This window comes from Acidimicrobiia bacterium (assembly GCA_036271555.1).
Taxonomy (GTDB): Bacteria; Actinomycetota; Acidimicrobiia; order IMCC26256; family PALSA-610; genus DATBAK01.
This window is the reverse complement of the sequence record DATBAK010000034.1, coordinates 1-26,527: the sequence shown is the minus strand read 5'-3', so window position 1 is coordinate 26,527 and position 26,527 is coordinate 1. Positions and strand designations below refer to the sequence as shown.

Genomic DNA, 26,527 nt, shown 5'->3' with positions numbered 1-26,527 from the left:
GCGCGTACTGGGTCTGCATCGTGGGCTTTCCTCTCCGGTTTCGGTCGGGTTCGGAGCTTCGAGGGTTCGTGGGACGCGCCGGCCTGGGCCGGCCGGTGGATTCGATCATTCCCTATCGGACGGGTCAAGCGAATTATTGATGAGCTCGAGCAGGAACTCGTGGACCCCCGGGGGGGCGGCCACGATGTTCCCCGTGGCCAACCAGGCCCGATCGTCGCCCGCCCAGTCGGTCACGACCCCGCCCGCCTCCCGGACGATCAGGCCTCCGGCGGCGACGTCCCACGGCCCGAGCGCGAGCTCGAAATACCCGTCGAACACGCCCTCGGCGGTCCACGAGAGGTCGAGGCTCGCGCCGCCGATCCGCCGCAGATCCTCGATCGATCGGAACGCCGCGGAGAACACCGCGAGATAGCGCTCGACGAGATCCTTGCGCCGGAACGGGAAGCCCGTCGCGCAGATCGCCTGCGCGGGCGCGCGCGTGCTCACGTGAATTCGCTCGTCGTCTCGGAACGCGCCTCCGCCGCGGCGCGCCGCGTACGTGCGCCCGAGCATCGGCGCGTGCACGACCCCGACGATCGGCACGTCGTCCTCGACGAGTCCGATCGACACACCGACGGCTTCGAGCCGGTGCAAGAAGTTCGCGGTGCCGTCGAGCGGGTCGACCAGCCATCCGAGCGTGCCGCGATCGCCGCCGCCCTCCTCGCCCATCACGGGAATGTCCGGACGCGCGCGCTCGAGCGCTTCGCGCACCGCTTGCTCGCTGCGCAGATCGGCTGCGCTCACCCAATCGCCCGGCGCCTTCTCGCGCACGTCGCGCGGTGCGCCGAACTCGGCCGCGACAATTGCGCCACCGACATGCGCGGCGGCGCGCGCGATGTCGAGCAGGTCGTCGAGCTCCCGCTCGTTCATCGGCGACCGGACGCCACGCTCAACGCCGACAACAGCTCGGGTGTCGCGGCGCCGAGCAACTGGCGTCGTGCCGACGTCGCCGGCGTGATGAGCTCCTGACCCGTGGCGTCGACGACGCGCGCGCCGGCCTCGAAGCAGACGAGCAGACCACCGAGGTAGTCCCACGGCGCGTGCCACGCGCCGCCGTCGATGTAGCCGTCGAGACCGCCCGCCGCGAGCGCGCACAATGCGAGCGACGCGCAGCCGAGCGCGCGGTATTGCTGCCACGGCAACAGCCGCGAGGGCCATCCCGAGAGCCCGACGATCGCGTCCTCGACCTTGCGCACGTTCGACGGACGGATGCGAACTCCGTCGCGGTACGCGCCACCGCCGCGGAGAGCCGTGAAGGACTCGCCCGTCGCATGGTTGCGCACCAACGCGGCGACGAGGCCCTCGCTGTCCATGGCGCAGAGCGATGTCGACCAGTACGCGAGGTCGTGCGCGCAGTTCGTCGATCCGTCGATGGGATCGAGCACGATCGCGAGGTCGGACCCGCCGCCGGTGACGCCGGACTCCTCACTGACGATCGTCGCGGGGAAGCCCTTCAGCACCTCGAGCGCGATGCCGTCGGCAACGAGGTCGATCGCGTACTGACCGACGCGTTCGGTACGTCGCTTCCGCTCCTCCGGATCGAGCGCCCGGATCGCGTCGCCGATGCCGCGCGCGATGTCGTCGAAGATCGAGACGAGGTCGGAGGCATCCACTGGTTCGGGAGTCTGTCATCTCTGGTCGCACTCGCTTCGCTCGCCGCTCCTGACGCCTCAGTCCCGAGGCGGGCGGAACGATCGCTCGGCGAGGTGCGCGCTCAGCGATCGAGTTCGATGCGCTCGGGGTGCGTGTAGATGTTGCCGCGATCGTCGCGGACGAAGCCGACGAGCGTCTGGCCGAATCGCTGCGCGGTCTTGACCGCAAGACTCGACGGCGCCGAGACCGCGCAGAGAATGGGGATGCCCGCGACGGCGGCTTTCTGGACGAGCTCGAAGCTCAGCCGTCCGGACACGAAGAGCACGCACTCCGAGAGCGGAAGTCGTCTCATGAGAACCGCGTCGCCGATGACCTTGTCGAGCGCGTTGTGCCGGCCGATGTCTTCGCGCACCGTGAGCAGCTCACCCTCGACCGTGAAGGTCGCCGCCGCGTGCAGGCCGCCGGTCAGCTCGAACACCGACTGCGACGCGGCGAGTCGCTCCGGCAGCGCAAAGACGGTCGCGGCCGCGACGACCGGACCGTCGGCGACGGGCGCGCACCGCACCTCGACGTCGTCGAGCGCGGTCTTGCCGCACAGACCGCAGCTCGCGTTCGACACGAAGCGACGTTCACGCAGCGACGCGACGACCGGCTTGCGGAGCGCGACGGTCACGATGTTGAAGTACTGCTCGCCCTCGGAACCGAGGCAGTAGGCGACGGACGCGATGTCGATAGGAGTGTCGATCACGCCCTCGGTGAGACAGAAGCCGGCGGCGAGCTCGAAGTCGTTGCCGGGCGTGCGCATCGTGACGACGAGCGGCGTGGGCGGCTCGCCGGGGCCGTGCACGCGGATCTCCATCGGCTCTTCGGTCGCGAGCCGGTCGGGACGCGTGTGCGCGCCCGAGTCGTCGAGCGCGACCACCTGCACGCTGCTCGTCGGCCGGCGCACGGGCGCGTCGTCGCGCGCGATGTCGAGGCTCACGACCAAACGGTATCCCCGACCTTCGTGCCCGCTACTCGGGAGCGCGCAGACCGAGCCGCTCGAGATCGGCGGGGGTGTCGAGGTCAGCGAAGGCGTCGACGGTCGCGATCCCGTCCCAGTGCCGCTCGGTCAGCACGTCGGCAGCGACCGCCGCGACGAGCGCGCGGAGCGAGCGCTCCCCCGCGGCGAGCAGACCCGGCGCGGCCGCGATCGCGTCGGCGCCGTACCGTGCGCACACCAGCTGGTCGCGGCCGGCGACCCGAGGGACGACCGTGGGCGCGCCCGGCCAGCCGGCGAGCAACCGGAGCAGTGGGGCCTCGACGGCGACGAGGTCGCAGGCGAGCAGCAGGACCGAGTCGCCGCCGAGCGCGGTGGCGCCGGCCACGAGCGCGGCGAGCGGACCCGATCCGGGCGGGTCTTCCCGTACCACCGGCAGTCCCGAGCGGCCGGAACCGACCTCGATCACCGGCGCGCACACCGAGCCGAGCACCCGCGCGGCCCGGCGGGCGAGGGTCTCGCCGCCGATCTGGACCGTGGTCTTGTCGAAGCCCAGCCGGCGGCTCGTGCCGCCCGTCAACACGATGCCGGCGCACTCCACGGGGGCGATGCTCGCGCACCCCGGAACATGGGCCACACTGGTGAGCTTCGGGCGGCACCACTTACGGGGGCGAGATGGACGATCGGGACATGCGCGGGCATGTCGTCGCGGCGCGGGTGGCCCGGCTCGCGACCCTTACCCCGAACCGGCAACCGAGCGTCGTGCCGATCTGCTTCACCCTGCACAACGACGCGATCTTCTCGGTCGTCGACTTCAAGCCGAAGACCACGATCGACCTCGCCCGGCTCGAGAACGTGCGTGCGAACCCGAATGTGTCGCTCGTCGTCGACCGCTACGACGACGAGATGTGGAACCGCCTGTGGTGGGTGCGCATCGACGGCCCGGCGCGCGTGATCGAGAACGGCGTCGAGCACACGACCGCGATTCAAATGTTGCGCTCGAAGTACCCGCAGTACGCGCAGAACCGTCCGACGGGCGCGGTCATCGCGATCGAGTGCAAGCGCTGGACGGGATGGTCGGCCGGCGATGCCTCGAATCTCCGTCAGCCGGTGCGCAGGGAGTAGGCGACGACGTACCAACGTCCGGAGCGTCGCTCCATCAGGACGTTGTTGTGCACGCTCCCCTGATCCGTCGCGACGTTCGTGACGACGAGCGCGGCGCCGGACGATTCGGTGACGTCCTCGACTTCGATGCGCGCCCCGAGGCGCTCGCGCTTCGCGCTCGCGTACGCGGCGCGCTTCGTCGCGATGAAGCCCTCGCGCTTCGCGCCGTCGCGCAGCTCGGGTCCGGAGAGATCGAAGAGCGTGTCGAAGTCGAGCCGGTCCCACGCCATCTCGTACGCGCGCGCGACATCGGCCGGCTGCGGACCGGGTTCGGTCGCGATCGCAAGCAGCAGGAACAGGACGATCACACCGAGCACGCCGAGCGCGAACCACAGCGCCATGGTCAGCCGCCCGCGGACGCGGTGATCGACTCGGCCAGGTTCAGGTCGAGCGTGGTGAGACCGCCGGCGTCGTGCGTGGTGAGCGCGACGACGACGGTGCGCCAGCGGATGTCGAGATCGGGATGATGGTTCGCGGCTTCGGCGAGGAAGCCGATGCGGACGACGAACGCGATTGCGTCGGCGAACGAGGGGCGCTCGAAGCGGCGGCGGATCTCGTCGCCCTCACGCTCCCAGCCGGCGTGGGCCGCCAGCCACTCGGAGATCGCGGCGTCGTCGAGGCGGGGGGGCACGTCGTCATTGTCGCGTGGCGCGACTCCGATCCGGCAACGGGGGGTGAGGCAGACTCGGGGCGATATGAGCATGGACCTTCCGAACGAAGAGTCGCCGCAGGCGGTGGCGCTCGATCGCGCGCGCGGGCTCACGGTCACGTGGGCCGACGGGACGACGTCGGCGTTCGCGCTCGAGGAGCTCCGGCTCAACTGCCCGTGCGCGGAGTGCCGCGGTCTGCGCGAGCAGGGCCGGCCGGTGTGGCCGAGCGCCGGTGCACCGCAGCCGCTCGCGGCCGAGAGCGCGGCGCTCGTCGGCGCGTGGGGTGTGACGATCATCTGGAACGACGGCCACTCGACGGGGATCTTCGCGTGGGGACTCCTCCGCCGGTGGAGTGCCGACGACGGGCACGAGGAGTCGCGGTGATTCCTGCACGTATCGGACTCGTCACGTTGGGCGTGCGCGACCTCACCGCCGCGGCCGCGTTCTACGAACGGCTCGGATGGCCGAGACGCGGTGACGCGTCGGCCGGTGTCGTGCTGTTCGAGACCGAGGGCGCGCGGCTCGCGCTCTACCCGCTCGAAGCGCTCGGCCAGAGCCTGCCCGACGCGCCGCGTCCGGAGCCGGGCGCGTTCCGCGGCAGCGCGCTCGTCGTGCACGTCGACGGAGTCGAAGCGGTCGATGCCGCGTGCGAGACCGCGCGCGCCGCGGGCGCGGTCATCGTCGCCGAGCCCCACGAGACCGAATGGGGAGGTCGGGTGTGCCTCTTCGCAGATCCCGACGGCAACCTCTTCGAGATCCTGGGTCGCGACGGTCCGCCGGTAACCTGAGCGCATGCGCTGCCCGGCCTGTGGCGAGGGCGTGCCCGAGGGCGCGCATTTCTGTCCCGAGTGCGGCCACGCGCTCACGATTCGCCCCGACGAGCGCCGCCTCGTCACCGTGCTCATGGCCGACATGGTCGGCTTCACGACGCTCTCGGAGACCGCCGATCCCGAGCACGTGAAGAACCTCGTCGACCGCACGTTCGAGCTTCTCGTCGCCGACGTGCGCGCGTTCGGCGGCGCGCTCGACAAGATCGTCGGCGACGAGCTCATCGCGAGCTTCGGTGTGCCGCTCGCGCACGAAGACGACGCCGAGCGCGCGGTGCGCGCCGCGCTGCAGATGCAGGAGTCGCTCGAACAGCTCGCGACCGATGAGTCGCACGCGGTGCACCTGCGCATCGGGATCAACACCGGCGAGGTGCTCGTCGGCGCGATGCGCGCCGGCGGCGACCTCACGGTGATGGGCGACGTCGTGAACACCGCGAGTCGCCTGCAGACGTCGGCGCAGCCGGGCCAGATCGTCGTCGGTCCCGCGACCTACGCCGCCACGCGGCGCTCGGTGAAATACGAGCCGCTCGGAAGTCTGACCGTGCGCGGACGCGACGAGGCGGTCGAGGCATGGGTCGCGCTGAAGGCCACGAGCGCGCCCGGTCGCCGGCGTCGCGGCGCACGCGGCGCGCTCGTCGGGCGCGACGCGGAGATGGGTGTCCTCAAGCACTCCTTCTCGGTCGCGAAGCGACGCCACCGCGCGCAGCTCGTGCTGCTGCTCGGCGAGGCCGGCGTCGGCAAGAGCCGGCTCGTCGTCGAGTTCGCGGAACGCGTGCGCGCGATGTCGGGCGCGATGGTGCTCGGCGGTCAGTGCGCGCCGTACGGGAACGCCAACGCGTGGGCGCCGATCGCGGAGGCGATCCGCGACGCGTGCGCGTGCGACGACCACCCCGAGGTCCCCGTGCGCGACCGCGTGCGAGAGTCGGTCACCGACGTGCTCGACGACCTCGACGCAGCCGAGGTCGAGCGAATCGTCGACGGCCTGCTCTACATCCTCGAAGGGTTCTCGCGCCCCGCAGTGGAGCCCGCCCGCGCGCGCGACGACGCGATGCGGTCGGTCGCGTCGTACCTCGAGGGCCACGCACGTCGGGGTCCGCTCGTGCTCGGGCTCGCCGATCTCCACTGGGCCGACGACCTCGTGCTCGACCTCGCCGAACGCCTGCTCGAGCGGCTGCGCAACCTGCCGTTCGTGTTCCTCGGCACCGCGCGTCCCGGCTTCGAGCCCAGCTGGACGCTTGCGGGCGGGCATCACAACGCGCTGGTGATGCACATCGATCCCCTCGACTCCGAGGCGACCGCGGTCCTCGCGCGCGAGCTGTTCGGAGAGGCGCTCACCGACGATGTGCTCGAGTTCGTGCTCGAACGCAGCGGCGGCAATCCCTTCTTCGTCGAAGAGCTCGTCGCGCTCGTGTGCGAGGTCGGGCAGACCGATTCGCCGGTCGAGGCCGCGCGTGTCGGAGTGCTCCCGGCGACGCTGCACGGTCTCGTCGCAGCCCGACTCGACGCGCTCCCCGCGACCGAGCGTTCGCTGCTCGAGGACTGCGCGGTCGTCGGTTCGAGCGGTCTCGTCGCGGACGCGGTCGCGCTCACGGCGGTCGAGCATCCTTCGAACGCGCTCGACGCGCTCGCCGATCGCGACCTCGTGATCGTCGAGGACGACGGCTTCCGCTTCAAGTCCGAGCTCGTGCGCGACGTCGCGTACGGCACGTTGACGCGTGCGGAGCGGGCGCGCCGGCACGCGGATCTCGCCGACCGCCTGCAAACGATCGACGGGCGGCTGGAGACCGTCGCGCATCATCTCGCGACCGCGGCCGAGCTCGTCGCGGACCTGGGGACCGTCTCGGGCGTCTCTTCCGACATTCGCGACCGTGCCGTGACCGCGCTGACGGAAGCGGCGAAGCCGATCGAGGAGCAGGAGCACTGGCTCGCGTCGGGGCGCCTCTACTCGCGCGCGCTCTCGCTGATGGATCCCGACGACACCCGCCGCTGGACCGCGCTGCTCGGGTGCGCACGCTCGCTCGAGGCCGAGCGCAAGCTCGACGAAGCGAACGAGCACGCGCTCACGGTGCTCGACGAGGCGACCGCGGCGGGCGACCACCGCACCGTGGCCGAGGCGCTCACGGTGCTCGGCCGCGTCGAGTCCGACGGTGGGCGCTACGACGAAGCCGAGGCGACCCTGTGGCGCGCGGTCGACGCCTGGCGCGCGCTCGACGACACGTCGGGCGTCGCCGGCGCGCTGCGCGGCCTGGGCTTCATCCAGATCTTCCGCGGTGATCACGCAGAGGCCGAGCGACTCACGTCCGAAGCACTCGCGTCGTTCCGGGCCGCGGGCGACCAGCGGGGCGAGGCGTGGGCGCTGCAAAACCTCGCGTGGATCTCGTTCTCGCTCGGCCGGCTCGGCGATGCGGAGACGCGCTTGCACGAGTCGGCAGAGCGATTCGCGGAGATCGGCGACTGGGGCGGGCTCGGCTGGGCGCTCGGGCTGCTCGCGTTCGCGCGCTTCAACCAGGGCAACCTCGACGAGGCCGAGCAGCTCGCGTCGCAGATCCTCACCGAGGCGCACGAGACCGGTGACCGCTGGGCCGCCGGGATGATGAAGGTGCTCACCGCGAACATCTCGCTGTGGCGGGGCCGCTCCGAGCACGCGCTCGAGCGCGGTAACGAGGCGCTGGCGCTCTTCCGCGAGATCCACGACGCGTGGGGCGAGATGATGGCGTCGATGCCCACGATCCGGGCGTTGAACAACCTCACGCGCTTCCGCGAGTGCGACGAGCTCCTCGCCCGCACGGCCACGCTCGTGTCGACGATGCACGACCCCTCGATGCGCGAGAACGTGCTCGGGATCCACACCGCGGTCTCCGTGCACCGTGGCGACACCGAGACCGCGCTCACCGCGATGCACGAGATGCTCGCACTCGACGAAGACGGCGACGGCGACGGCGACATCGGCGATGTCGACCGCGCGCTCGTGCACGGCATGACGCTCTTGCAGACCGCGCGGGTCGACGAGGCGATCGCCGCCCTCGAAGACCCCTACCGCGCGGCGACCGACGACGGACCCCGCTACGCGCTCGGGAGCGCGTACGCACTCGCGCTCGACGCGGCCGGACGTCCGGACGACGCGCTCGCGGTGTGCGAGTCGCTCTCGTCGATCCGCGGCGGGTCGTACCTCGACCGTCTCGTCACCCGGCTCGCCGCCGGCTTCGCGTTCGTGCAGCACGCCGCGGCGAGCGACGCCGCGTCGGCGTTCGACGACGCACAAGCAGCCGCGTTCGCCACCGACTCACGCCTCGACCGCGCGATCGTCATCGTCGCCCGCTCGTACGCCTTCGCCGCGCTCGGTCTGCCGTCGGGTCACGAGCTCCAGACCGAGGCGAACCTCACCCTCCACGGTGCCGGCTTCGACGCGCGCGGCTGGCGCACCGCGTTCGAGCTCGCGGCGCAACCCGCCGCGCAGCCGCTCACCTCGTAACGGTCACCGTCCGACACGCACGAGGGGCGGGGCGCGGAGGGCGTCGAGCACCTCGTCGCACGCGACACCGTCGGCGAACGTGGCGATGCCGTGCCGCGGCTCGCCGGCGCGTACCGAGTCGCGCACGGCCGCGGCCATGGCGCGCATCGGCGCGGCGTGGCGGTCGCCATCGTCGGACCGGGCGATCGCGTCGTCGACCTCCGCACCGACGACGAAGACCCGCTGGTCCCCCAAGTTGACGAGCGTCTGGTCACGGCCGGCGATCGTGATGCGCGGCGGCACCGACTGGGACGCGGCGTAGGTCGAGTCGAGGGTCACGATCGCGCCGTTCGCGAGCGCGAGCACCGCGGTGAGCCCGTCCTCCGCGGTGCACTCGTGCGCGACGCCGTGGCCGTCGTCGCGATGCGTGACCGTGAGCGTCGGCGTGGAGCTCACGACCCGGTCGATCTCGCCGATCGTGAAACGCAACGTGTCGACCGCGTGCGACGCCCAAGCGCCGATCCACCCGCCGCCGAGCGCGCGGTCGAAGAGCCAGCCGTAGGGCCGAAGCGGATGGCGCGTACCCGCGCTGTAGTGGGTCCACGAGACCCGCTCGACGTCGCCGAGGCGACCGTCGGTGATCGTGTCGCGCGTGTGGCGGCGCGCGGCGTCGAACCGGAACTCGAAGTTGAGGAGGTGCACGCCCGGCGCACCCGCGACGTCGGCCGCGAGTCGGCGAGACAACTCGACCGAGTCGGTGAACGGCTTGTCGCACAACACCGAACGGCCCGCGTCGAGCGCCATGCGTACGTGCCGGTCGTGCAGGAACGGCGGTGAGTGCACCGACACGAGGTCGACGCGCGGATCCGCGATCAGCGCCGCGACGGCTCGTTCGTCGCGCGCGGAGACCGGCGCCAACACGTCGACGCCCTCGGTCTTGCGAAACGCGTCGGAGACGACGTGTAGTCCGAACCCGCGGCCGATGATGCCAACGCCGACGGTGCGGTCGCTCATACGGCTTCGCCCCGTGTCGACTGGCCCGGCGCTCGATCCAGACGGTCGCCACTCGGTGGTGCCCCGACCGCGCCTTCGGTCGGCGCCGGGCTGCTCATTCGCCGAGCACCGCTTCGGACGGGCGCGGCACCGGTAGGTGGAAACGGTTCAGCGCGAAGTGGATGCTCGGACCGAGCGAGCACGCGATGAGCGCGGTGCCGATACCGACATTGCCACCGAGCGCCCAGCCCACGACGAAGACCGAGAGCTCCAGCACCATCCGCACGGCCCAGAGCCGGTGACCGCGCGCGGTGATCGCGGTCATCAAGCCGTCGCGCGGTCCCGGTCCGAGCGCGGCGCCGATGTAGAGCCCACCACCGAGTCCGAACGACGCGATCGCGCCGAGCAGCATCGCGACCCGCACGACGATCATGTCGGGCGCGCCGACGTGGGGCAGGAACACCTTCACGAGCGTGCCGACGAGCGCGGTGTTGACGATCGTGCCGACTCCGAGCCGTTGATGCAGCGGGATCCACGCGAGCAGCACGACCGCGCCGACGATCACGATGACCCAACCGAGCGAGATACCGGTGTGCTTCGACACGCCTTGGTGGAAGACGTCCCAGGGCGAGAGCCCGAGGTGCGCGCGCACCGACAGCGACGTACCGAGGGCGATCAGCGCGATCCCGATCAACAGTGGCGGCAGTCGTCGCACGAGCTCGCGCCCGCTCGGGAAGAGGAGCACGGCGCTGACGTCGGGCGACCCGCTCACGTCAGCTGCGACGCGGACTCGGCGTCGAGATAGAGCACCGTCTGCGGCTGCGTGCGCAGGAAGGTCGCGGGACACGCGGTGCCGTAGGGACCTTCGAGCGCGGCCTTCACCGGCGCGGCCTTGCGCGCTTCGGGAACGATCGCGAGCGCGTGACGGGCGCGCAGCAAACCGGGAACCGTGACGGTGATCGCGCGCGGCGGCACGTCGGCCGGCGTCGCGAAATGTCCCTCCCCCACCTGCTGCTGCTTGCAGCGCGCGTCGAGCTCCACGACCTTCACCACGAGCGGATCGTCGAAGTCGGCGACCGGCGGATCGTTGAACGCGAGGTGGCCGTTCTCGCCGATCCCGAGGCAGCACACGTCGATCGGATGGTCGATCAGCAGCTGCGCGTAGCGCGCCGCCTCTTCGTCGGGATCGGACGCGTCACCATCGACGTAGTGGAAGGCACCGAACGGCAGGTGCGCGGCCACACGCTCACGCATGTAGCGCTGGAAGCTCGCGGGGTGCGTCGGCGGGAGGCCGACGTACTCGTCCATGTGGAAGCCGGTGACACGCGACCAGTCGATCGGGGCGTCGGAATCGGGCCCGGCGATCGCGATGAGCCGCGCCAGGAACACGAGCTGCGAGGTTCCCGTCGCGAGCATGAGGTTCGCGTGGCCGCGCGCCGCGATCGCTTCGCGAATCTGCCCGGCCGCGTCATCGGCCGCGTCCGCGGCGAGCGCGTCGACGTCGTCGTAGGCGCGAACCGTCAGCTTCTCGACCCGCCACTCCCTCACGCGAACTGCGGGAGCCACTTCGACGTCGCGGCGATCATCTCGTCGGCCATCTGCTGGATGGAGCGGTAGTCGATACGGCCCGCGAGCGGGTCGATCATCATCGCGTCGACGACCGTGTCGCGATCACCGGTGACGGCGGCCTCGACCGTGAGCTCCTGTGAGAGCGAGACGCGCCGAACCGTGTCGGCGAGCACGGGCGGCAGCACCGCGCGGTCGCGGCCGCGCACACCCGAGCCGTCGACCGTGCACATCGACTCGACCACGACCTCGTTCGGGAGGTCGGGCACCTGACCCGCGTTCGCGATGTTGAGCGGGAAGTCGCGCGGCTTGTCGTTCATGCGGGAATCGATGAGCGCGGCCACCATCTCCCCCGACGCCATGCGCGAGATCTCGGGCGCCGCGAGCGTCGTCTCGAAGTCGGCGATGTGCCGCGTCTGCCAGCGCTCGCGCTCGGCCATGTCGGTGAGCTTCACGCCCCAGTCGAGCCCCCAGTGCGACTCCTCGGTGAGGAAGCCGGAGAAGAACTCGACGAGGTGGCGGTCACCGGCACCGGGGAACACGCCGGTGCGCTTGAAGATCTCGAGCTTCACCTTGTTGAGGTCGAGGAGCTGCGCCTTCGTCCACTGGCCGCCCTTCGACATCTCCTCGTGACCGACGAGCTCCGCGAAGTTGAACGCGATCGGCTCGCGCCGCACGTCGTCCTCGTGCTCCAGCATCTCCGTGAGCATCGCGAGGCCGTCCTTCCCGTCGACCTCGCACGCGGTGATGATCGGCAGGTGGTTCACGCCCGCGATCTCGAACCGCATCTTCCGCATGTCGCATTCGAGCAGGAGCGACAGCACGAACGTCGCGAGCTGCACCTCGTGGCAGAGACCGATCGCGTTGATCGACGTCTCGCGCAGCACCGAACGCGTCAACGCCGTCATCGGGTTCGTGAGGTTGAGCATCCACGCGTCAGGACAGACGGCCTCCATGTCGCGCGCGATGTCGACCATGATCGGGATGTTGCGCAGCGAGCGGACGATCCCGCCGGGGCCGACGGTGTCACCGACCGACTGCTTGATGCCGTAGCGCTCGGGGATCGCGATGTCGCGAGCCATGCTCTCGAGCGCGCCGGTGGAGATGCACACGACGACGTAGTCGGCGCCAACGAGTGCTTCGCGCTGATTCGTGGTGCCGGTCGCGTGGAGGCCGATGTTGCGCACCTTCGCCATGTGCTCGACCAACTCGAGCATGCGCGGGATCGGCTTCGGGTCGATGTCCTCGATCACGACCTCGGCGTCGACGAGCGACGGCATGTTCACGAGGTCGATGAGCAGCTTCGACGTCCACTGGTACGACCCGCCACCGATGAACGTGATCTTCGGGCTCATCGCGCTCTGCTCCTCCCGCGAACCTGACGCCGGCGTCAGACTCTACCGAGGGCTCGGACCCGGCTCACGTCTCGTCAGGAGAACTGCGGCAACCAGGGCGCGGTGGCGGTCAGCAGCTCCTCGGTCATCGTCGCGACCTCTTCGTAGGGAAGGCGGCCGGCCATCGGGTCGGCGAGCATCGCCTCGAAGACGGTGGTGCGATCACCCGTGAGCGCAGCGTCGACGGTGAGCTCCTGCGACACCGCGACCCGCCGCAGATACTCGCCGAGCACCGACGGCACCTCGACGACGTCGCGCGGGCGCACGCCGTCGGCGTCGATCGTCCCCATCGCTTCGACGACCACACCGTCGGGCAGGTTCGTCACATGGCCACGATTCGGCAGGTTCACCGGGAGGTCGCGACGGTCGTTCGTGAGGATCGCCTCGAGCAACGACGCGACGAGCTCGCCCGAGGGCATGCGTGACGCCTCGTCGTGATCACGCACGGCTTCGTAATGCGTGACGTCGTCGTCGGCGTCGGCCATGTGCTTGCGCAAGCCGTAGATGTGAACCTTCCACTCGGAACCGAAGTCGTTCTCGGGCGTCACGAAGCCCGGGAAGAACTCGGCGACGTGGTGGTCGCCCGAACCGGGCAGCACGCCGAAGCGTCGAAAGAGCTCGAGCCGGACGCGGTTGTTGTGGATCACGTCGGCCTTGTGCCAGCGCTCGCCGGGCGTGACCTTCTCGTATTCGGCGGCGGCCGGGATGTCCATCCAGATCGTCTCGCGCGCGGCGCGTTCGGGATCGTCGAGCAGGTCGCGCAGCTGCGCGAACGCGTCGTTGCCGTCGCCGTCGCGCAGCCCGGTGACGAGCGGCAGGTGATTCACCCCACCGACGGTGGGATCGATCTTCCGCATGTCGGCGTCGAGCAGCAGGCTCGTCATCCACTGCATGCCGACGAGCTCGTTGCAGAGCCCGACCGTCTGCACGTTCGTCTCGCGCGTCACCGCGCGGCAGAGCGCGGTCAAGGGGTTCGACACGTTGAGGAACAACGCGTCCGGGCAGACGGCCTCGATGTCGCGCGCGATGTCGAGCACGACGGGCACGGAACGCAGCGCGCGCATGACGCCGCCCGGGCCGACCGTGTCGCCGATCGGCTGCTTCATGCCGTGCGCCTCGGGGATCTCGAGATCGTGCTTCATGCTCTCGAAGCCACCGACCGAGAGGCAGGCGATGACGAACTGCGCGCCTTCGAGCGCGCGCTTACGGTCGGTCTCGCCCGTGACCTTCAGTGCGATGCCGCGGCGCGCCGCGAGCGCCGCACCGAGCTCGACCATCCGCGGCAGCTTCGACGCGTCGATGTCGTGCAGCACGACCTGCGCGTCCTGGAGTACCGGCGTGTTGGCGAAGTCCGACAACAACCGGGGCGCCCAGTGATAGCTCCCGCCGCCGATGACCGTGATGCGCGCCGCCATGTGCCCTCCCCGTGGAATGCCCCGGGGAGAGTAGCGAGTGAACGTTCCCGCGAGACCGGCCGGGTCGCTCTGCGGGCCGCCCGACCTGGCGGCTCAAGGCGTCGAGGAGGCGAAGCTCGCGAGCCCGACCAGAAGGATCAGTCCAGACCGAGACGCCGGGCCACTGCCGCGGCTTCGCCGCGGTTGGCGACGTCGAGCTTCGTGAGGATGTTCGACACGTGGACGCTCGCGGTCTTGGCGCTGATGAACAGGGCCTCCGCGATCTGACGGTTGGTGCGTCCTTCGGCGACGAGCTTCAGGACCTCACGCTCACGGTCGGTGAGACCGAGCCGGTCGACCGGGTGGTCGACGCCCGCGCCGTCCTCGCCGGTTGCGACCTCGATGCGACCGCGCCGCGCGAGCGCATCGACCTCCTCGAGCAGCCGGCGCGCGCCGATGCACGCGGCGGTCTCGCGCGCCTCGGTGAGTGGCTCGCGCGCCGTCGGCGCGCCGGCACCGGCACGCAACTGTGCGTCGGCCTCTCTGAACCGGGCGTAGGCGAGCCGGGGAAGCCGCCCCTGCGCGCGCCACACTGCCGCGGCCCGCTGCCACGGATCGGGGTCGGCGCGACCTTCGGCCCGCGCGAGCTCGCCTTCCGCGACCTCGACGAAGCCGGCCGCGGCGGCCTCGCCGTGGGGCCCGGTCTCCTCGGTGCAGATCGCCCGAAGGCGCGCGAACGCGTCGCGCGCGTCGGCGGTCGCGCTGACGACCGCAGCGTCGTCCGAACGCCGGCGGCCTTCGTCGGCGCGGTTCGCGGCGTCCTGCGCGGCGACCACGTGGAGCGCCACGCAGTCGTTGGTACGCACCGCGTTCTCGTCGGCAATGACCGCCGCGACCGCCGCATGATCCCCGACGACGACCGCGAGCTCGGCATCGCGCAACCGCTCACGGAAGTGCGCATGGACGTTCTTGGCGGCGACGCGGTCGAGCTGATCGATGCAGCGGCGCGCCTCGTCGAACTCGCCGCGGTGTGTGTGCAACGAGGCGCGCAGGTCGTACAGCCGGAGCTCGTCGAGCCCGATCGGGCGCAACCGCTCGATGCGCTCGAGCAGCTGCTCGACCTCGTCGAACCGGCCGAGCTCGAGGAGGCAGTCGCACGCGTTGCAGAGCAGGAACACCGCGTGGCTGCGCTCGAGCCCGTGCTCCGTCGCCTCCGCCGCGGCCTTGAGCGCGAGCTCCGCACCCTCGTCGAGCCGTCCGATTGCCTCGAGGATGCCGCTCTCGTTCACCGCGGCGCGCGCGAGGTCGACCCACGACTGCGTGTCGCGCGCGATCTCCGCAGCGCGGTGGAGCTGCGCGATCCCTTCGGTCACGTTGCCCGACGAGCCCAACGCGCTCCCGAGCGACGTGCGCGCGTGCCCTTCGACGACACGCGCGCCGATCGCGCTCGCGAGCTCGATCGCCTGCTCGCACCACGGCACCGCGTCCTCGTAGCGACTCGCGACCATGAGCTGCTGTCCTAAGGCGGCGACGACCGTGGCGCGCGCCTCGGTGACGGGCTCGGCGGGCACGAGCGCGACCGCCTTCTCGTTCTCGACCAGCCCCTCGGATCCCGAGCCCATCTGCCACAGGAAGCGTGCGATGCGCTCGTGAACGAGTCCCGCGGTGACGGGATCCTCGTCCTCGTCGATCTCGCGCAGCGCGTCCCGCGCGAGCGCGAGGGCGCGGTCGGCCGTGCCCGAGAACTCGGCCATCCGCGCCGCGAAGCGCGTGAGGTCGACGCGCGACATGCCGACCTGCTCGACCGCGTCGGGAACACGATCCCAGAGCGCGAGCGCGCGCTCGCAGTGCGCGAGCGCCTCGGGGAACGCGTACATCTGCTCGGCCGCGTGCGCCGCGGCAACCGCGGCCGGCAGCGCGCGGGCGATGTCGTGCGCCGCGTACCAGTGGCACGCGACCTCGCTCACCCGCTCGGCGTCGCCGCCGTCGAACAGCTCGGGCGATTCGACGAGGAGCTCCGCGAAACGCGCGTGCAGACGCGTGCGCTCACCGGGAAGCAGGTCGTCGTAGACGGCTTCCTGCACGAGCGCGTGACGGAACGAGTAGTGATCGCTCTCGGTCACGAGCACCTGGTGCTCGACCGCGATCCGCAGGTCGTCGAGCATGCCCTCGTCGCGCTCGCATACCGCTGCGAGGAGCGTGTGCGGAAAGCGCCGGCCGATGACCGCGGCCGTGCGCAGGATGTCGCGCGTCGACGCCGGCAGCTCGTCGACGCGCGCGAGGAGTAAGTCGCGCAGCGTGTCCGGCAACGCGCGGCAGTCGTAGGCGCACTCGCCCGTCGCCGCGACGATCTCCTCCGTGAAGAACGGGTTGCCCTCGGAACGCTCGTAGATGTCGTCGACGAGGTCGGCCGCGGGCGGCGTGCCGAGGATGCCGGTGAGCTGGTCGCGCAGCTCGGCGCGCGTGAAGCGCTCGAGCTCCACGCGGGTGACGCCACCACCGCGCTCGAGCTCACCGAGCACGCCGCGCAGCGGATGCCGCCGATGGAGGTCGTCGCTGCGATACGTGCCGAGCACCATCACGCGGCTCTCGCGCAGGTTGCGCGCGAGGAACACGAGCAGATCGCGGGTGGAGTGATCGGCCCAGTGGAGATCCTCGATCACGAACAGCAGCGGGACCTGCGCGCCCACGCGTTCGAGCACACCGAGCAGATGGTCGAGCAGGCCGCCGGGATGCGTGGGCTCCGGCTCCGAACCGTCGCCGAGCTCGGGCAGCAGGTGCGCGAGTCCGGGGCGCGCCGCGCCGACGACCGCGTCGAACTCCGCCGGCGGCATCGTGCGCACCATCTGACGCAGCACCTGCACGACCGGTCCGTACGGCAGCGCGCGCTCGACGAGCTCGAGACACGCGCCGGTGAGGACGCGTCCGCCCTGCGCGGTCACTTCGTCGGCGAGCACCTGCACGAGGCGGGTCTTGCCGACTCCCGCCTCGCCGGCGACGAGCGCGACCGACGGAGTGCCCGCGGCGGCTTCGGCGAAGGCGGCGCGCAGACGGCGCTGCTCCTCGAGGCGGCCGACGAAGGCAGGGCTGGAGACGCGACCGGGCACGGACGCGATTCTGCTCGCGTCCGTGCTCCGTCCGCGCGCCTGCCCGGCAGACCGAGGGGAGTCGGCCGGCCGGGCGGGGGGCAGGGCGAGGTCAGCCGCGCTGGGCACGGATCGCGCGCCGCAGGCGGAGGCGAGCGGCGGCGCGGCGGCGCTGCGCGAGGTGCTGGTGAACCAGCTCCGGTGGTGTCGGGTACATGGTGCCCTCCTCTCTCCAGCCATCGAGACGTGCGGGCACGTTCCAACATGGACCTAAGGAGGGGGGCACCACATCGGGACGGTGCCTTATATCGGGGCGAAATCGCCGTCGGATCGCCTACGGCGAGCGGCGAGAGGTGACGCTCGTCACACCGACGGCTCCGCGAAACGCGTCTCAGGCCACCGGAGCTCGCAGCGCGCGCCTGCCGCGGATCACCTCTACCGTACGGCGCCGTGGACTGGAACACCGCGCTACCCGCCGCGTTCCCGGGCGCTCGCGAGCAGCGGGTGGTCGTGCTCGAACTTCACGGTCCGTTCGTCGCCCACCCGGGCGCGGCGCCGCCCGGCGAGGACGCGTACAGCCTGTTCTACGACCGGTCGACGGCCATGGGTTGGCTCACCGACGCGATGGGCGGGCCGACCTCGCTGTGGGCGATGCACGAGGGCGAAGCCGAGCCGAACCGCTGCTGGTTCCAGGTCGACGTGACCTCCGACTCGTCGTTGCTGCCGCTCATGCCCCTGTTCGCATGCGCCGGCGATGTCGTCCACCGGCTCGGCACCTTCACGCTCGAGGCCGTGGAGCTCCAGCTCCCCCCGCCGGCGGCGCCGCCGTCCCGGCAGATCGCGATGGAGCTCATCACCGCGAATGGCTGGTTCGGCAACTGCGCGCCGTCGCATCGTCGGGCGATCGAAGTCGCGATCGGCGGCGTCGACGTGTCCGTGGTCGCGGAATGGATGCGTCCGTGGGTGCAGAGCGTGTTCGTCTGCGACTCGGCCGCGGCGACGTTGCGCGGCACGGTCGTCGAGTGGTCGCTCGACGCGCTCGGATGGACGGCCGCGTTCGTCGCACAGGCCTGTCACGCCGTCGGCGTCGACATTCCTCTGTCGATGAGGTTGACGCCTACGACTTGAGCGCGACCTCGACCTCGATCTCGACGGCACCGCCGCGCGGCAGCGCGGCCACGCCGATCGCCGAGCGACTGTGCCGACCCGCGTCGCCGAGCACATCGAAGAGCAACCGGCTGGCGCCGTCGACCACTACCGGCTGCTGCTCGAAGCCCGGCGCGCACGCGACGAAGCCGAGCACCGTGAGCACACGTTCGATGCGAGCGAGCGATCCGAGCGCCGCGTGCAGCACCGACAGCGCGTTCAGCGCGCACCACCGCGCGGCTTCGGCGCCCTGCTCGACATCGATCGACGCGCCGACGACGCCGGGATGCACGAGCCGGCCGTCGAGCCCGCGCGGCAGCTGCCCCGACGTGCGCGCGCGTCCGCCGTGCACGATCACCGCGTCGAGCGGGTCGTGCGGCGGGTACGGGCCCGGGAGGACGAGGCCGAGCTCTTCGAGCCGCCTCGCGATCGGATCCGAGTCGGTGGACTCCTGGGCCACGGTTCACAGCTCCCGTTCGAAGAAGGAATACGCCTGCCCGCCGTACCAGCGGTGGCCGCCCTCGTTGACGTCGTGCACGAGGCGGCCGGGAACGCCGAGCTGCTCGTAGACCTTCGCGAGCGTCGCGACTCCTTCGCGCGCGGCGGCCAACGGGAAGATGTCGTCTTCGGTCCCCGTCTCGACGAGCAGCGCGCGCGGCGCGACGAGCGCGCCGAGGTCGACGTGCTCGAGTCGCCCGAGCATCGACGGCAGCACCTGCGAGCCGCACATGTTCCACGGCATCCGGTGCGCCGCCGCCCACGACGCGAAGTAGCCGCTCACCACCGAGGCCTTCACGCGCGCGTCGATCGCGGCGAGGAAGAGCGTGAGCGTGCCGCCGTACGAGAGCCCGCACGCGCCGAGCCGCTCGGGATCGACGAGCGGATGCTGCGCGAGTACGTCGAGCGCGACCCGCATGTCCCAGAGGTTCTGCGCGAGCGGGTTCGCGCCCGCGAGCGTCGCGGACACGAGGTTCCAGTCGCACTCGTAGCGGCCGGGCGGGTTCCAGTCGGAGCGCTCGCCGAACGCGCGCAGGTCGGGCGCGAGCACGACGTAGCCGCGGCACGCGAGCTGATGGGCGTAGTCGCCGTGGTAGCCGGCGATCTCGTCGCGCAGCTCGCCGTCGCCGCGGTCGATGCCACACACCATCGACTTCCCCGCGCCGTGGCCGTGGATCGCGAGCACTGCCGGACCGGGCTCGGTACGCGCGTGCGGCACGAGCAGGTACGCGGGCACCGACATCGTCGCTTCACTGTCGAACACGACGCGCGTCCGCTGGTACGGCCCCGCGTCGTCGCTCTCGAGCAGCTCGAGGTCGGGCGGCACCGCGGCCGGCCACTCCCCCAGCAACGTGTCGAGCCGCTCGTGCGCGCGTGCTCGGTACGCGTCGAAAGCGCTCGCGAGATCGTCGACCGGCACGGGCTCGGGCGGTTGCGTCTCCGCGAGCTTCAACTGCCAGTAGGCCCACAGCGACACGTTGCGACGACGTTGCGGCGGCACCGCCGCGGGCGCGGGCGGCGGCGGGGGCGCGTCCGAGTCGAGCGTCAACGGAGTGCTACTCGCCCTCGCCGAGGGCCCACGCGAGCCCGCCGGTGAGGTGCTGGAGGTAGGTCGGGCTCTCCCAGGCGCCGGGGAAGTGACCGAGGCTGGTCGAGAACACGCGGCCGTCGCCTTCCCTGAAGCACCACGAGAGTGGGAAGCCGTGCGGCGGTTGCTTCGCGCCCGCCGCGCCGAGGTCGAGTTGACCGTCGAGCACGCGCAGCAGGATGCGCGCGTCCTCGCGCAGGTCGCGGAATTGGTACACCTCGTCGAGCCACGTCCACGCCGCACCGAGATGGCGAGTCGCGGGATGATCCGACTCGACGACGTCGAGCGCGACGGTCTGTGTCCACGGATGGCCGTCGAAGCGCGCGCCGACGACGCGGCCGTACTCGTCCCACCCGTAGCAGGAATCCGTCGCCGAATGGATCGGCACCACCGAGAGCGCGTTCGCGCGCAGCCGATCGAGGATGATCGAACGCTGCGATTCGCTCCACGGCGTCTCGCCGATCGTGAACAGCGCGAGCGCGCGGGCCGACTCGAGGTCGTGGTCGTCGAGGTCGCGCACGTCGTCGATGCGCCGCGCGCGCAGCCCGTTCAGCTCCGCGACCTGCGCGACGCCGACCGCCGCCTGGTCGAGCACACCGTGCACGCCCGCGGGACCGGTGCGGTAGGGCGCGACCTGGGTGACGAACAACAGCGTTCCGGACACGGCCGGTCAAAGTACGGAGGGCCGCTGATACCGTCAAGCCGAGGCGACGCGACGAGGAGGAGCGATGCGGATCGGCTTCATCGGGCTGGGCGCGATGGGTCTGCCGATGACACGCCACCTCGTCGACGCGGGACACGAGGTCACCGTCGCGTCCCGCAGTCGCGGGCCGATCGACGCGGCCGTCGGCTTCGGCGCGCGTGAAGGCGACGGTCCGCGTGCCGTCGTCGACGCGAGCGAGGTCACGATCCTCTGCGTGCCCAACTCGCCCGAGGTCGTCGAAGTGTTGGACGCGGCCGCGCCCGCGCTGGGGGACGGCAAGGTCCTGGTCGACACGTCGACGATCGATCCCGACATCGAGCGCGCGCAGCATTCGCGTGTCGCAGCGAGCGGCGCGCGCTACCTCGACGCACCGCTCTCGGGCGGCACGGTCGGCGCCGAGCGAGGCACCCTCACGCTCATGGTCGGCGGCGCCGCGTCGACGCTCGACGACGCGCGTCCCGCGCTCGATCCGTTCGCAGGCCTGATCGTGCACGTCGGCGACGCGGGCATGGGCCAGGTCGTGAAGCTCTGCAACCAGCTCGTGTACGCGGCGCAGATGCTCGCGGTCGCGGAGGCGTCGACGCTCGCGGCCAAATCGGGCGTCGACCTCGGTCTGCTCTACGAAGTGCTCACGCACGCGACCGGCGACTGCGTCGCGCTGCGCACGCGCATCCCCTTCGAAGGCGCGATCCCCGACAGCCCCGCGTCGAACGGCTGGAAGCCGGGCTTCATGACCGACCTCATGGCGAAGGACGTCGACCTCGTCCTCGCGTACGCGGCGAAGGCGGGCGTGCCCGCGCTCACCTCCGGCGTGGTGCGCCCGGTGCTCGGCGCTGCGAGCACCGCGGGCTTCGGGCGCGAGGACTTCTCCGCGCTCGGCAAGATCGTCCGATCGCTGGCCGGCGTCGACTGACCGAGCTCTCCGGTCGCAATTGCGTTCCTGCCGGAGCGCGTCAACGAGCGGAAGGCGCCGCAGTGATCTCGCCGATGCCGGCGGCGCGCGTGGCGTCGGCGTACACGAGCGCGTCGACGATGCGCGGACCGACCGACGGGCCGACGGGCGTGCGCTCGGGATCGAGCGTGACGCGCAGGAACCCGCCGGTTGCGCCGGGGCCGATCGTCAGTGTGGCGTCGGGTTCCTCGCCCTCGCGCGCGGCGCGGAAACCCTCGCCGTCGTGCACCAGCGGCTCCTGCGTCGTCTCGTCGACCTTGCAGAAGATCGAGGTCCAGCCCCCGCCGAACCGGACCGCGTCGGCGGTCGCGAGGATCTCGTTCTCGAGGTCATCGGCGCGCAACCAGGGCGCGTCGCCGGCCGCGGCGAGATGCTGCAGGGTGTCGAACGGCAGATCCGGGCACGCTCCCCGCACGTAGCCGAGTCCGGCACCCATGCGGGGGTTGCACTCGGTCGCGACGAAGCCGTCGGCGCTCATGATGCCGTCGAGCGTGAACGCGCCGCGAAACTCGACGCGGTCCCGCAACACTTCACCGAGTCGCCGCGCCGCGGCGCGCATCGCCTCGCGATCCGCGGGCGCGGGATCCCAGAACGACGCGCAGCCCGCGTAGAGCAGCCGATCTTGGGTCGGGCGACGAAGGTTGACGAGCTCGACGGGTCGCAACACCGCCACGCCGTCGTCGGTCACGAAGCCGTGCACACTGCAGGAGATGCCGTCGACGAACGGCGCGAGACGCGCGCGGTCGCAGCTCGCCACGAAGAACGCGACCGCGTCGGCGTCGTCGGTGCCGGCGCGCACCCAACGCACGTAGGTGCCGCCGCCGTTGAAGCCGTCGCGCGCATCACCGGACCAGACCGTGCCTGCTCCGACGTCGAGTGCGTCCGCCGCGGCGCGCAGCGCGTCGGGGTTCGCGGCGACGACACGCGACGCCGGACGCGCGACGTTCGCGGCGTCGAAGAGCCCGTCGCACGTCGTCTTGTCCTCGAGCGCGACCCATTCGGGCCGGCGATGGCCGTAGCCGACCCGATCACCGAGATGGGTCGCGGCCTCGACCGCGGCGATGAAGACGAGCGCGTTGCCGTCGGGGTCGAACGTGTCGACGGCATCGAGCACGTTCGGCGGTGGCGCTGCGAGCAACCGCTCGGTCGCGCGCATCTCGCTGTTGATGTCGGGAGCCTCGATCTCTGTGACGACCCATTCGGCGTCGGCGGGATCGGGCAACGGACCGGTGCCGATCCCCGCGGCCACGATGAACACCCGCGACGCGCCGAGGTCACGCATGATCCGTGCGCCGCGCGTCGATCCCGCGAGCGGGTTGCCGGCGAGGATCACATCGCGTCCCTCGATCAGCGCCCGGGCATGGCGGATGCACTCGGCGAGGAACGGCTCCGGCATCGCCAGAGGGTAACGATGCCGCGCTCGAGCAGAGCCGCTATTTCCGGCGGGCGACTCGCAGACCCAGGAAGTGCGCGAGCACGTTGAAGCAACCTTCGATGTCGCCGCGCTCGACGCGCTCGTCGGCCGTGTGCGCGAGCGTCGGATCACCGGGCCCGTAGTTCAACGCGGGCACACCGCGCGACGCGAAGCGCGCGACGTCGGTCCATCCGAGCTTCGGCCGCACCGCGATGTCGAGCGTGCCGACGAACTCGGCGACCAGCGCGTTGTCGAGGTTCGGGGGCGCGGCCGGTGACGCACTGAGCACCTCGATCTCGTCGGCACCCGCGAGCAGCGCGCGCAACTCGGCCTCGGCGTCGTCGGCAGTGCGCGTCGGCGCGAACCGCCGGTTCACCACGAACGTGCACGCGTCGGGCACGACGTTGTTCGCAACGCCGCCTTCGACTCGCACGACCTGAAGCGCCTCGCGGTAATCGAGCCCGTCGACGTTGACGATCTCGGGCTTGTTCGCCGCCACGCGCGCGAGCAGATCGGACGCGCGATGGATCGCGTTGACCCCCATCCACGGCCGGGCCGTGTGCGCGCGCTCACCGCGCACGGTCACGCGCGCGTTCATCGTGCCCTGACAACCCGCCTCGACCCACCCGGACGTCGGCTCGAGCAGGAAGGCGAGATCACCCGCGAGCAGCTCGGGCTCCACCTCGAAGAGATGACGCAGACCGTTCTGCGGATCCGCGACCTCTTCACCCTCGTACCAGACGAACGTGAGATCGTGGTGCGCCTGACCGCCCGTCGCGAGCTCCGCGAGCGCGAGCAGCACCGCGAGCCCGCCCTTCATGTCGGCCGCGCCGAGCCCGTGCAACACGTCGCCCTCGACGCGCGGTTCGGCGTTGTTGTTCACCGGCACCGTGTCGATGTGGCCGGCGAGCACGACGCGCCGCTGCAGACCGAACGTCGTGCGCACGATCACGTTGTTCGCGATGCGATCGATCGCGAGGTTCGCGGCGCGGTTGCGCACGCGCGTCTCGATCGCGTCGGTGAGCGTCGTCTCGTCGCCGCTCACCGACGGCACCGCGCACAGCGCGCGCGTCAGACCGAAGAGATCGCCGGCGTCGTGGTCGACGACGGCTGCCGCGCGATCGCTCACGAGATGATGCCGTGCTCGCGGAGCATGTCGTTGAGCTGGAGGTCTTCGTGCGTCTCGCCTTCGGGCATCGTGCGGAGCACGAGCACGCACGCGAGTCCGAACGTGCCGCCAGGAAACTCACGCGGGCGCGTCGCCTGCACCGCGACCGCGCGCTCGGGCACGTCGCCGCGCGAGATCTCCTCGCCGGTCTGCGCGTCGATCACGGGGATGCTCGCAGTGAGGATCACGCCCGCGCCGAGCGCGGCGCCCTTTCGCACGCGCGCGCCGCCGACGATCATGCAACGCGACCCGATGAAGACGTCGTCCTCGATCACCACCGGCTTCGCCTGCGGCGGTTCCAGCACGCCGCCGATGCCGACACCCCCGGCGAGATGCACGCGCTTGCCGATCTGCGCGCACGAGCCGACCGTCGACCAGGTGTCGATCATGGTGGATTCATCGACGTAAGCGCCGAGATTGACGAAGGACGGCATCAGCACGACGTTCTTGGCGATGAACGCCGAGCGGCGCACGATCGCACCCGGCACCGCGCGGAAGCCGGCATCGCGAAAACGATTCTCGCCCCAGCCCTCGAATTTCGACGGCACCTTGTCCCACCACGACGCCTGGCCAGGGCCGCCGGGAATGGCACTCATGTCGTTGAGGCGGAACGACAGCAGCACCGCTTTCTTCAGCCATTGATGCACTTTCCATTTGCCGCTGGCCTCGCGCTCGGCGACGCGGGCCTCGCCCTTGTCGAGCAGCTCCAACGCATGATCCACGGCCTCGCGGACTTCGCCCTTGGTGGCGATCGAAACGCCATCGCGGGCATCGAACGCGGCATTGACGGATGATTCCAGGGCGGCGAGAGACATCGATGTTTCCTCGGAAAAATATTAGCGGTGGTGATTTAGGGGGCTTTTGTCGGGATTCGGGGCCGTGAAGTCAAGGCTCAGACGTCGTCCCGGCGAAAGTACGCGGTCTACTTCGTCGCGCTCAGCCGCTGCAAGAACCCGGTCAGATCATCGGTAACATGGTCGACATGGGGCTCGCCGCGGCCTTCCAGTTCCCAGTCTTCGCGCACCACTTCCTCGGCGCCATCGGGCACCACCAGCACCGTGGTCATGCCGCGCTGATGCGGCACCACGAGGTTGCGGGCGAGATCCTCGAACATCGCTGATTTCCTGGGGTCGACGCCGTGCAGGTCGAGAAACTTTTGATAGGTCTGCGGCGCCGGCTTCGGTTCGAGCTCGGCGGCGATGATGTCGAAGATCGCCTCGAAATGGTGACCAAAACCGAGCCGTTCCAGAACGGCATTGGCGTGATCGACCGAACCGTTGGTCAGGATCAGCTTGCGCCCCGGCAGTTTTGCAATGGCCGCACCCATCGCCGGGTTCGGCTGCAACGGCGAATGATCGATCTTGTGGACATAAGCCAGGTAATCGTCGGCGCGGATGCCGTGCTCGGTCATCATGCCGCGCATGCTGGTGCCGTAGCGGCGGTAATAATCCTTCTGGATCACGCGAGCCTCGGCCGGCGAGATGCTGAGATGATTGCCGATGAACTCGCCGATCCGCGCATCGACCTGCTGCCACAGATTGACGTGATGCGGATACAGCGTGTTGTCGAGGTCGAACACCCAGGTGTCGATGTGCGCGAAGCCGCGGGTAAGTTTGGTCATGGCATTGCAAACCTTAGCGTCTTGCCGCCGCTCGACATATCGACCGGTGCAAATCCGATCGGGGCCAGCCCGCGGGTGACGCAGTCGATCTGTTCTGATATTTCGAATTTGCTTTCGCGGGTGCAAAGCTGGGTGCTGCCGCCCCAGTTCAGCGGCTTGTCCTGCAGACGGATGGTGCGGTTATCGGCATCGACCGCCTCGGCGAAACTGAAGATCTTCTTCGGCTGGCCGGTGACGTCAGGATGCAGGCATTTGCCGGGATCGATGTGGTACCAGCCGCGGCTGGTGACGGCCTTGCCATCGTCGGTCGCGACCGCGGCCATCACCTTGTATGAGGTGTCGTTGCACCAGGTGAGGCCGGTCGACGACGGCGCCTGCACCGCGTCGATCATGGTGGTGAAGAAAGTCGGCGATTGCACGATGTCGGAGGACAGCCCACGGCTTTTCAGGAACGCCGCCAGCGCGGTTTGCGTCTTCGGGCCGTCGACGCCGTCGATCGGCGCGGCGTCATAGCCCGCGATCACCAGCAGGCGCTGGATCGCGGCGAGGCGGGCCTGTTCGTCGTCATACTCGCTGTCTTCGGCGAGATACGCCACGAGATTGCCGTCGTCGGCCGTGGTCGGCGTGATCTGGGTGAACGGCGCCGGCGTCTGTCCGGCGCGGCATTGCCGCGCGGCGGCGATCACAAAATTATCCGGCGCGATGCACAGCGTATCGCCGCCGTTCTGCGGGATCGGCGACGAGCCATAGACCGGCAGCGCGCGGGCGTTGAGCAGGATGCGGTCGGCGTTCAGCGCGCCCT

At 70.6% G+C, this 26,527-nt stretch carries 26 protein-coding genes; 6 read left to right on the top strand and 20 right to left on the bottom strand.

Features of this window, described 5'->3' with window-relative positions; all coding sequences use genetic code 11:
• Positions 1–105 precede the first annotated feature (105 nt).
• The 4 genes from VH914_09420 to VH914_09405 all read right to left on the bottom strand — a co-directional run bounded on the left by VH914_09420 (position 106) and on the right by VH914_09405 (position 3,212).
• Entirely contained in the window at positions 106–909 is an 804-nt protein-coding gene (locus VH914_09420) for an inositol monophosphatase family protein (protein ID HEX4491409.1), read from the bottom strand.
• The gene (locus tag VH914_09415; protein HEX4491408.1) at positions 906–1,652 is read right to left on the bottom strand and encodes an inositol monophosphatase family protein; all 747 of its coding nucleotides are present in this window, start codon (positions 1,650–1,652) and stop codon (positions 906–908) included. The genes VH914_09420 and VH914_09415 overlap by 4 nt, the downstream gene beginning before the upstream one ends.
• A 101-nt stretch (positions 1,653–1,753) precedes the next feature.
• On the bottom strand, positions 1,754–2,614 hold the full coding sequence (gene fdhD, locus VH914_09410) for a formate dehydrogenase accessory sulfurtransferase FdhD (GenBank protein HEX4491407.1): 861 nt from the start codon (positions 2,612–2,614) through the stop codon (positions 1,754–1,756).
• A 31-nt stretch (positions 2,615–2,645) separates the two neighbouring features.
• Positions 2,646–3,212, bottom strand: coding sequence for an NTP transferase domain-containing protein (locus VH914_09405; protein ID HEX4491406.1), 567 nt, complete (start codon positions 3,210–3,212; stop codon positions 2,646–2,648).
• A gap of 74 nt (positions 3,213–3,286) precedes the next feature.
• Between VH914_09405 and VH914_09400 the strand changes: the two genes are divergently transcribed.
• On the top strand, positions 3,287–3,736 hold the full coding sequence (locus VH914_09400; protein HEX4491405.1) for a TIGR03668 family PPOX class F420-dependent oxidoreductase: 450 nt from the start codon (positions 3,287–3,289) through the stop codon (positions 3,734–3,736).
• On the opposite strand, the gene VH914_09395 is transcribed toward VH914_09400, so the two are convergent.
• Positions 3,715–4,116, bottom strand: coding sequence for a hypothetical protein (locus VH914_09395; GenBank protein ID HEX4491404.1), 402 nt, complete (start codon positions 4,114–4,116; stop codon positions 3,715–3,717). The genes VH914_09400 and VH914_09395 overlap by 22 nt on opposite strands.
• A gap of 2 nt (positions 4,117–4,118) precedes the next feature.
• Complete coding sequence (locus VH914_09390; protein ID HEX4491403.1) at positions 4,119–4,406, bottom strand: 4a-hydroxytetrahydrobiopterin dehydratase; 288 nt, start codon at positions 4,404–4,406, stop codon at positions 4,119–4,121.
• 64 nt (positions 4,407–4,470) lie between these two features.
• Between VH914_09390 and VH914_09385 the strand changes: the two genes are divergently transcribed.
• The 3 genes from VH914_09385 to VH914_09375 are packed head-to-tail and all read left to right on the top strand — an operon-like array spanning position 4,471 to position 8,724.
• Positions 4,471–4,809 carry a DUF971 domain-containing protein gene (locus VH914_09385; protein ID HEX4491402.1) on the top strand — a complete coding sequence of 113 codons (339 nt, stop codon included), beginning with the start codon at positions 4,471–4,473 and terminating at the stop codon, positions 4,807–4,809.
• The gene (locus VH914_09380) at positions 4,806–5,213 is read left to right on the top strand and encodes a VOC family protein (protein HEX4491401.1); all 408 of its coding nucleotides are present in this window, start codon (positions 4,806–4,808) and stop codon (positions 5,211–5,213) included. Before VH914_09385 ends, VH914_09380 begins: the two co-directional genes overlap by 4 nt.
• Before the next feature lie 4 nt (positions 5,214–5,217).
• Positions 5,218–8,724 carry an adenylate/guanylate cyclase domain-containing protein gene (locus tag VH914_09375; GenBank protein ID HEX4491400.1) on the top strand — a complete coding sequence of 1,169 codons (3,507 nt, stop codon included), beginning with the start codon at positions 5,218–5,220 and terminating at the stop codon, positions 8,722–8,724.
• A gap of 3 nt (positions 8,725–8,727) precedes the next feature.
• On the opposite strand, the gene VH914_09370 is transcribed toward VH914_09375, so the two are convergent.
• The 6 genes from VH914_09370 to VH914_09345 form a co-directional block, all read right to left on the bottom strand.
• Positions 8,728–9,717, bottom strand: a complete 990-nt coding sequence (locus VH914_09370) for a Gfo/Idh/MocA family oxidoreductase (protein ID HEX4491399.1) — start codon at positions 9,715–9,717, stop codon at positions 8,728–8,730.
• Positions 9,718–9,811: 94 nt separating this feature from the next.
• Positions 9,812–10,468 carry a hypothetical protein gene (locus tag VH914_09365; GenBank protein ID HEX4491398.1) on the bottom strand — a complete coding sequence of 219 codons (657 nt, stop codon included), beginning with the start codon at positions 10,466–10,468 and terminating at the stop codon, positions 9,812–9,814.
• Complete coding sequence (locus tag VH914_09360; GenBank protein HEX4491397.1) at positions 10,465–11,244, bottom strand: glucosamine-6-phosphate deaminase; 780 nt, start codon at positions 11,242–11,244, stop codon at positions 10,465–10,467. Before VH914_09360 ends, VH914_09365 begins: the two co-directional genes overlap by 4 nt.
• Positions 11,241–12,617, bottom strand: a complete 1,377-nt coding sequence (locus VH914_09355) for a hypothetical protein (protein ID HEX4491396.1) — start codon at positions 12,615–12,617, stop codon at positions 11,241–11,243. Before VH914_09355 ends, VH914_09360 begins: the two co-directional genes overlap by 4 nt.
• Before the next feature lie 74 nt (positions 12,618–12,691).
• Positions 12,692–14,071, bottom strand: coding sequence for a hypothetical protein (locus VH914_09350; protein ID HEX4491395.1), 1,380 nt, complete (start codon positions 14,069–14,071; stop codon positions 12,692–12,694).
• A 137-nt stretch (positions 14,072–14,208) separates the two neighbouring features.
• The gene (locus tag VH914_09345; protein HEX4491394.1) at positions 14,209–17,157 is read right to left on the bottom strand and encodes an AAA family ATPase; all 2,949 of its coding nucleotides are present in this window, start codon (positions 17,155–17,157) and stop codon (positions 14,209–14,211) included.
• A gap of 429 nt (positions 17,158–17,586) precedes the next feature.
• Between VH914_09345 and VH914_09340 the strand changes: the two genes are divergently transcribed.
• Positions 17,587–18,264, top strand: coding sequence for a hypothetical protein (locus VH914_09340; protein ID HEX4491393.1), 678 nt, complete (start codon positions 17,587–17,589; stop codon positions 18,262–18,264).
• On the opposite strand, the gene VH914_09335 is transcribed toward VH914_09340, so the two are convergent.
• The 3 genes from VH914_09335 to VH914_09325 are packed head-to-tail and all read right to left on the bottom strand — an operon-like array spanning position 18,254 to position 20,531.
• Positions 18,254–18,742: a RidA family protein gene (locus VH914_09335; protein HEX4491392.1), complete on the bottom strand. Its 489-nt coding sequence runs from the start codon at positions 18,740–18,742 to the stop codon at positions 18,254–18,256. The two genes, VH914_09340 and VH914_09335, sit on opposite strands and share 11 nt — an antisense overlap.
• Positions 18,743–18,745: 3 nt before the next feature.
• On the bottom strand, positions 18,746–19,828 hold the full coding sequence (locus VH914_09330; protein ID HEX4491391.1) for an alpha/beta hydrolase family protein: 1,083 nt from the start codon (positions 19,826–19,828) through the stop codon (positions 18,746–18,748).
• A gap of 7 nt (positions 19,829–19,835) precedes the next feature.
• Positions 19,836–20,531 (bottom strand): ThuA domain-containing protein, encoded by a 696-nt coding sequence (locus VH914_09325; protein HEX4491390.1) that lies wholly within the window; start codon positions 20,529–20,531, stop codon positions 19,836–19,838.
• A 64-nt stretch (positions 20,532–20,595) separates the two neighbouring features.
• Here VH914_09325 and VH914_09320 point away from each other — a divergent pair, with 64 nt between their 5' ends.
• Complete coding sequence (locus VH914_09320; protein HEX4491389.1) at positions 20,596–21,483, top strand: NAD(P)-dependent oxidoreductase; 888 nt, start codon at positions 20,596–20,598, stop codon at positions 21,481–21,483.
• 40 nt (positions 21,484–21,523) lie between these two features.
• Here VH914_09320 and VH914_09315 read toward each other — a convergent pair whose 3' ends face one another.
• The 5 genes from VH914_09315 to VH914_09295 form a co-directional block, all read right to left on the bottom strand.
• A complete protein-coding gene (locus VH914_09315) occupies positions 21,524–22,918 on the bottom strand; it encodes a hypothetical protein (GenBank protein ID HEX4491388.1) in 1,395 nt (464 codons plus the stop codon).
• Positions 22,919–22,955: 37 nt separating this feature from the next.
• The gene (dapE, locus tag VH914_09310) at positions 22,956–24,065 is read right to left on the bottom strand and encodes a succinyl-diaminopimelate desuccinylase (protein HEX4491387.1); all 1,110 of its coding nucleotides are present in this window, start codon (positions 24,063–24,065) and stop codon (positions 22,956–22,958) included.
• Positions 24,062–24,919, bottom strand: coding sequence for a 2,3,4,5-tetrahydropyridine-2,6-dicarboxylate N-succinyltransferase (locus VH914_09305; protein ID HEX4491386.1), 858 nt, complete (start codon positions 24,917–24,919; stop codon positions 24,062–24,064). Before VH914_09305 ends, dapE begins: the two co-directional genes overlap by 4 nt.
• A 107-nt stretch (positions 24,920–25,026) precedes the next feature.
• A complete protein-coding gene (locus VH914_09300; protein HEX4491385.1) occupies positions 25,027–25,725 on the bottom strand; it encodes a pyrimidine 5'-nucleotidase in 699 nt (232 codons plus the stop codon).
• A partial coding sequence (locus tag VH914_09295) for a DUF1036 domain-containing protein (protein ID HEX4491384.1) occupies positions 25,722–26,527 on the bottom strand: 806 nt, incomplete at its 5' end. The genes VH914_09295 and VH914_09300, both read right to left, overlap by 4 nt.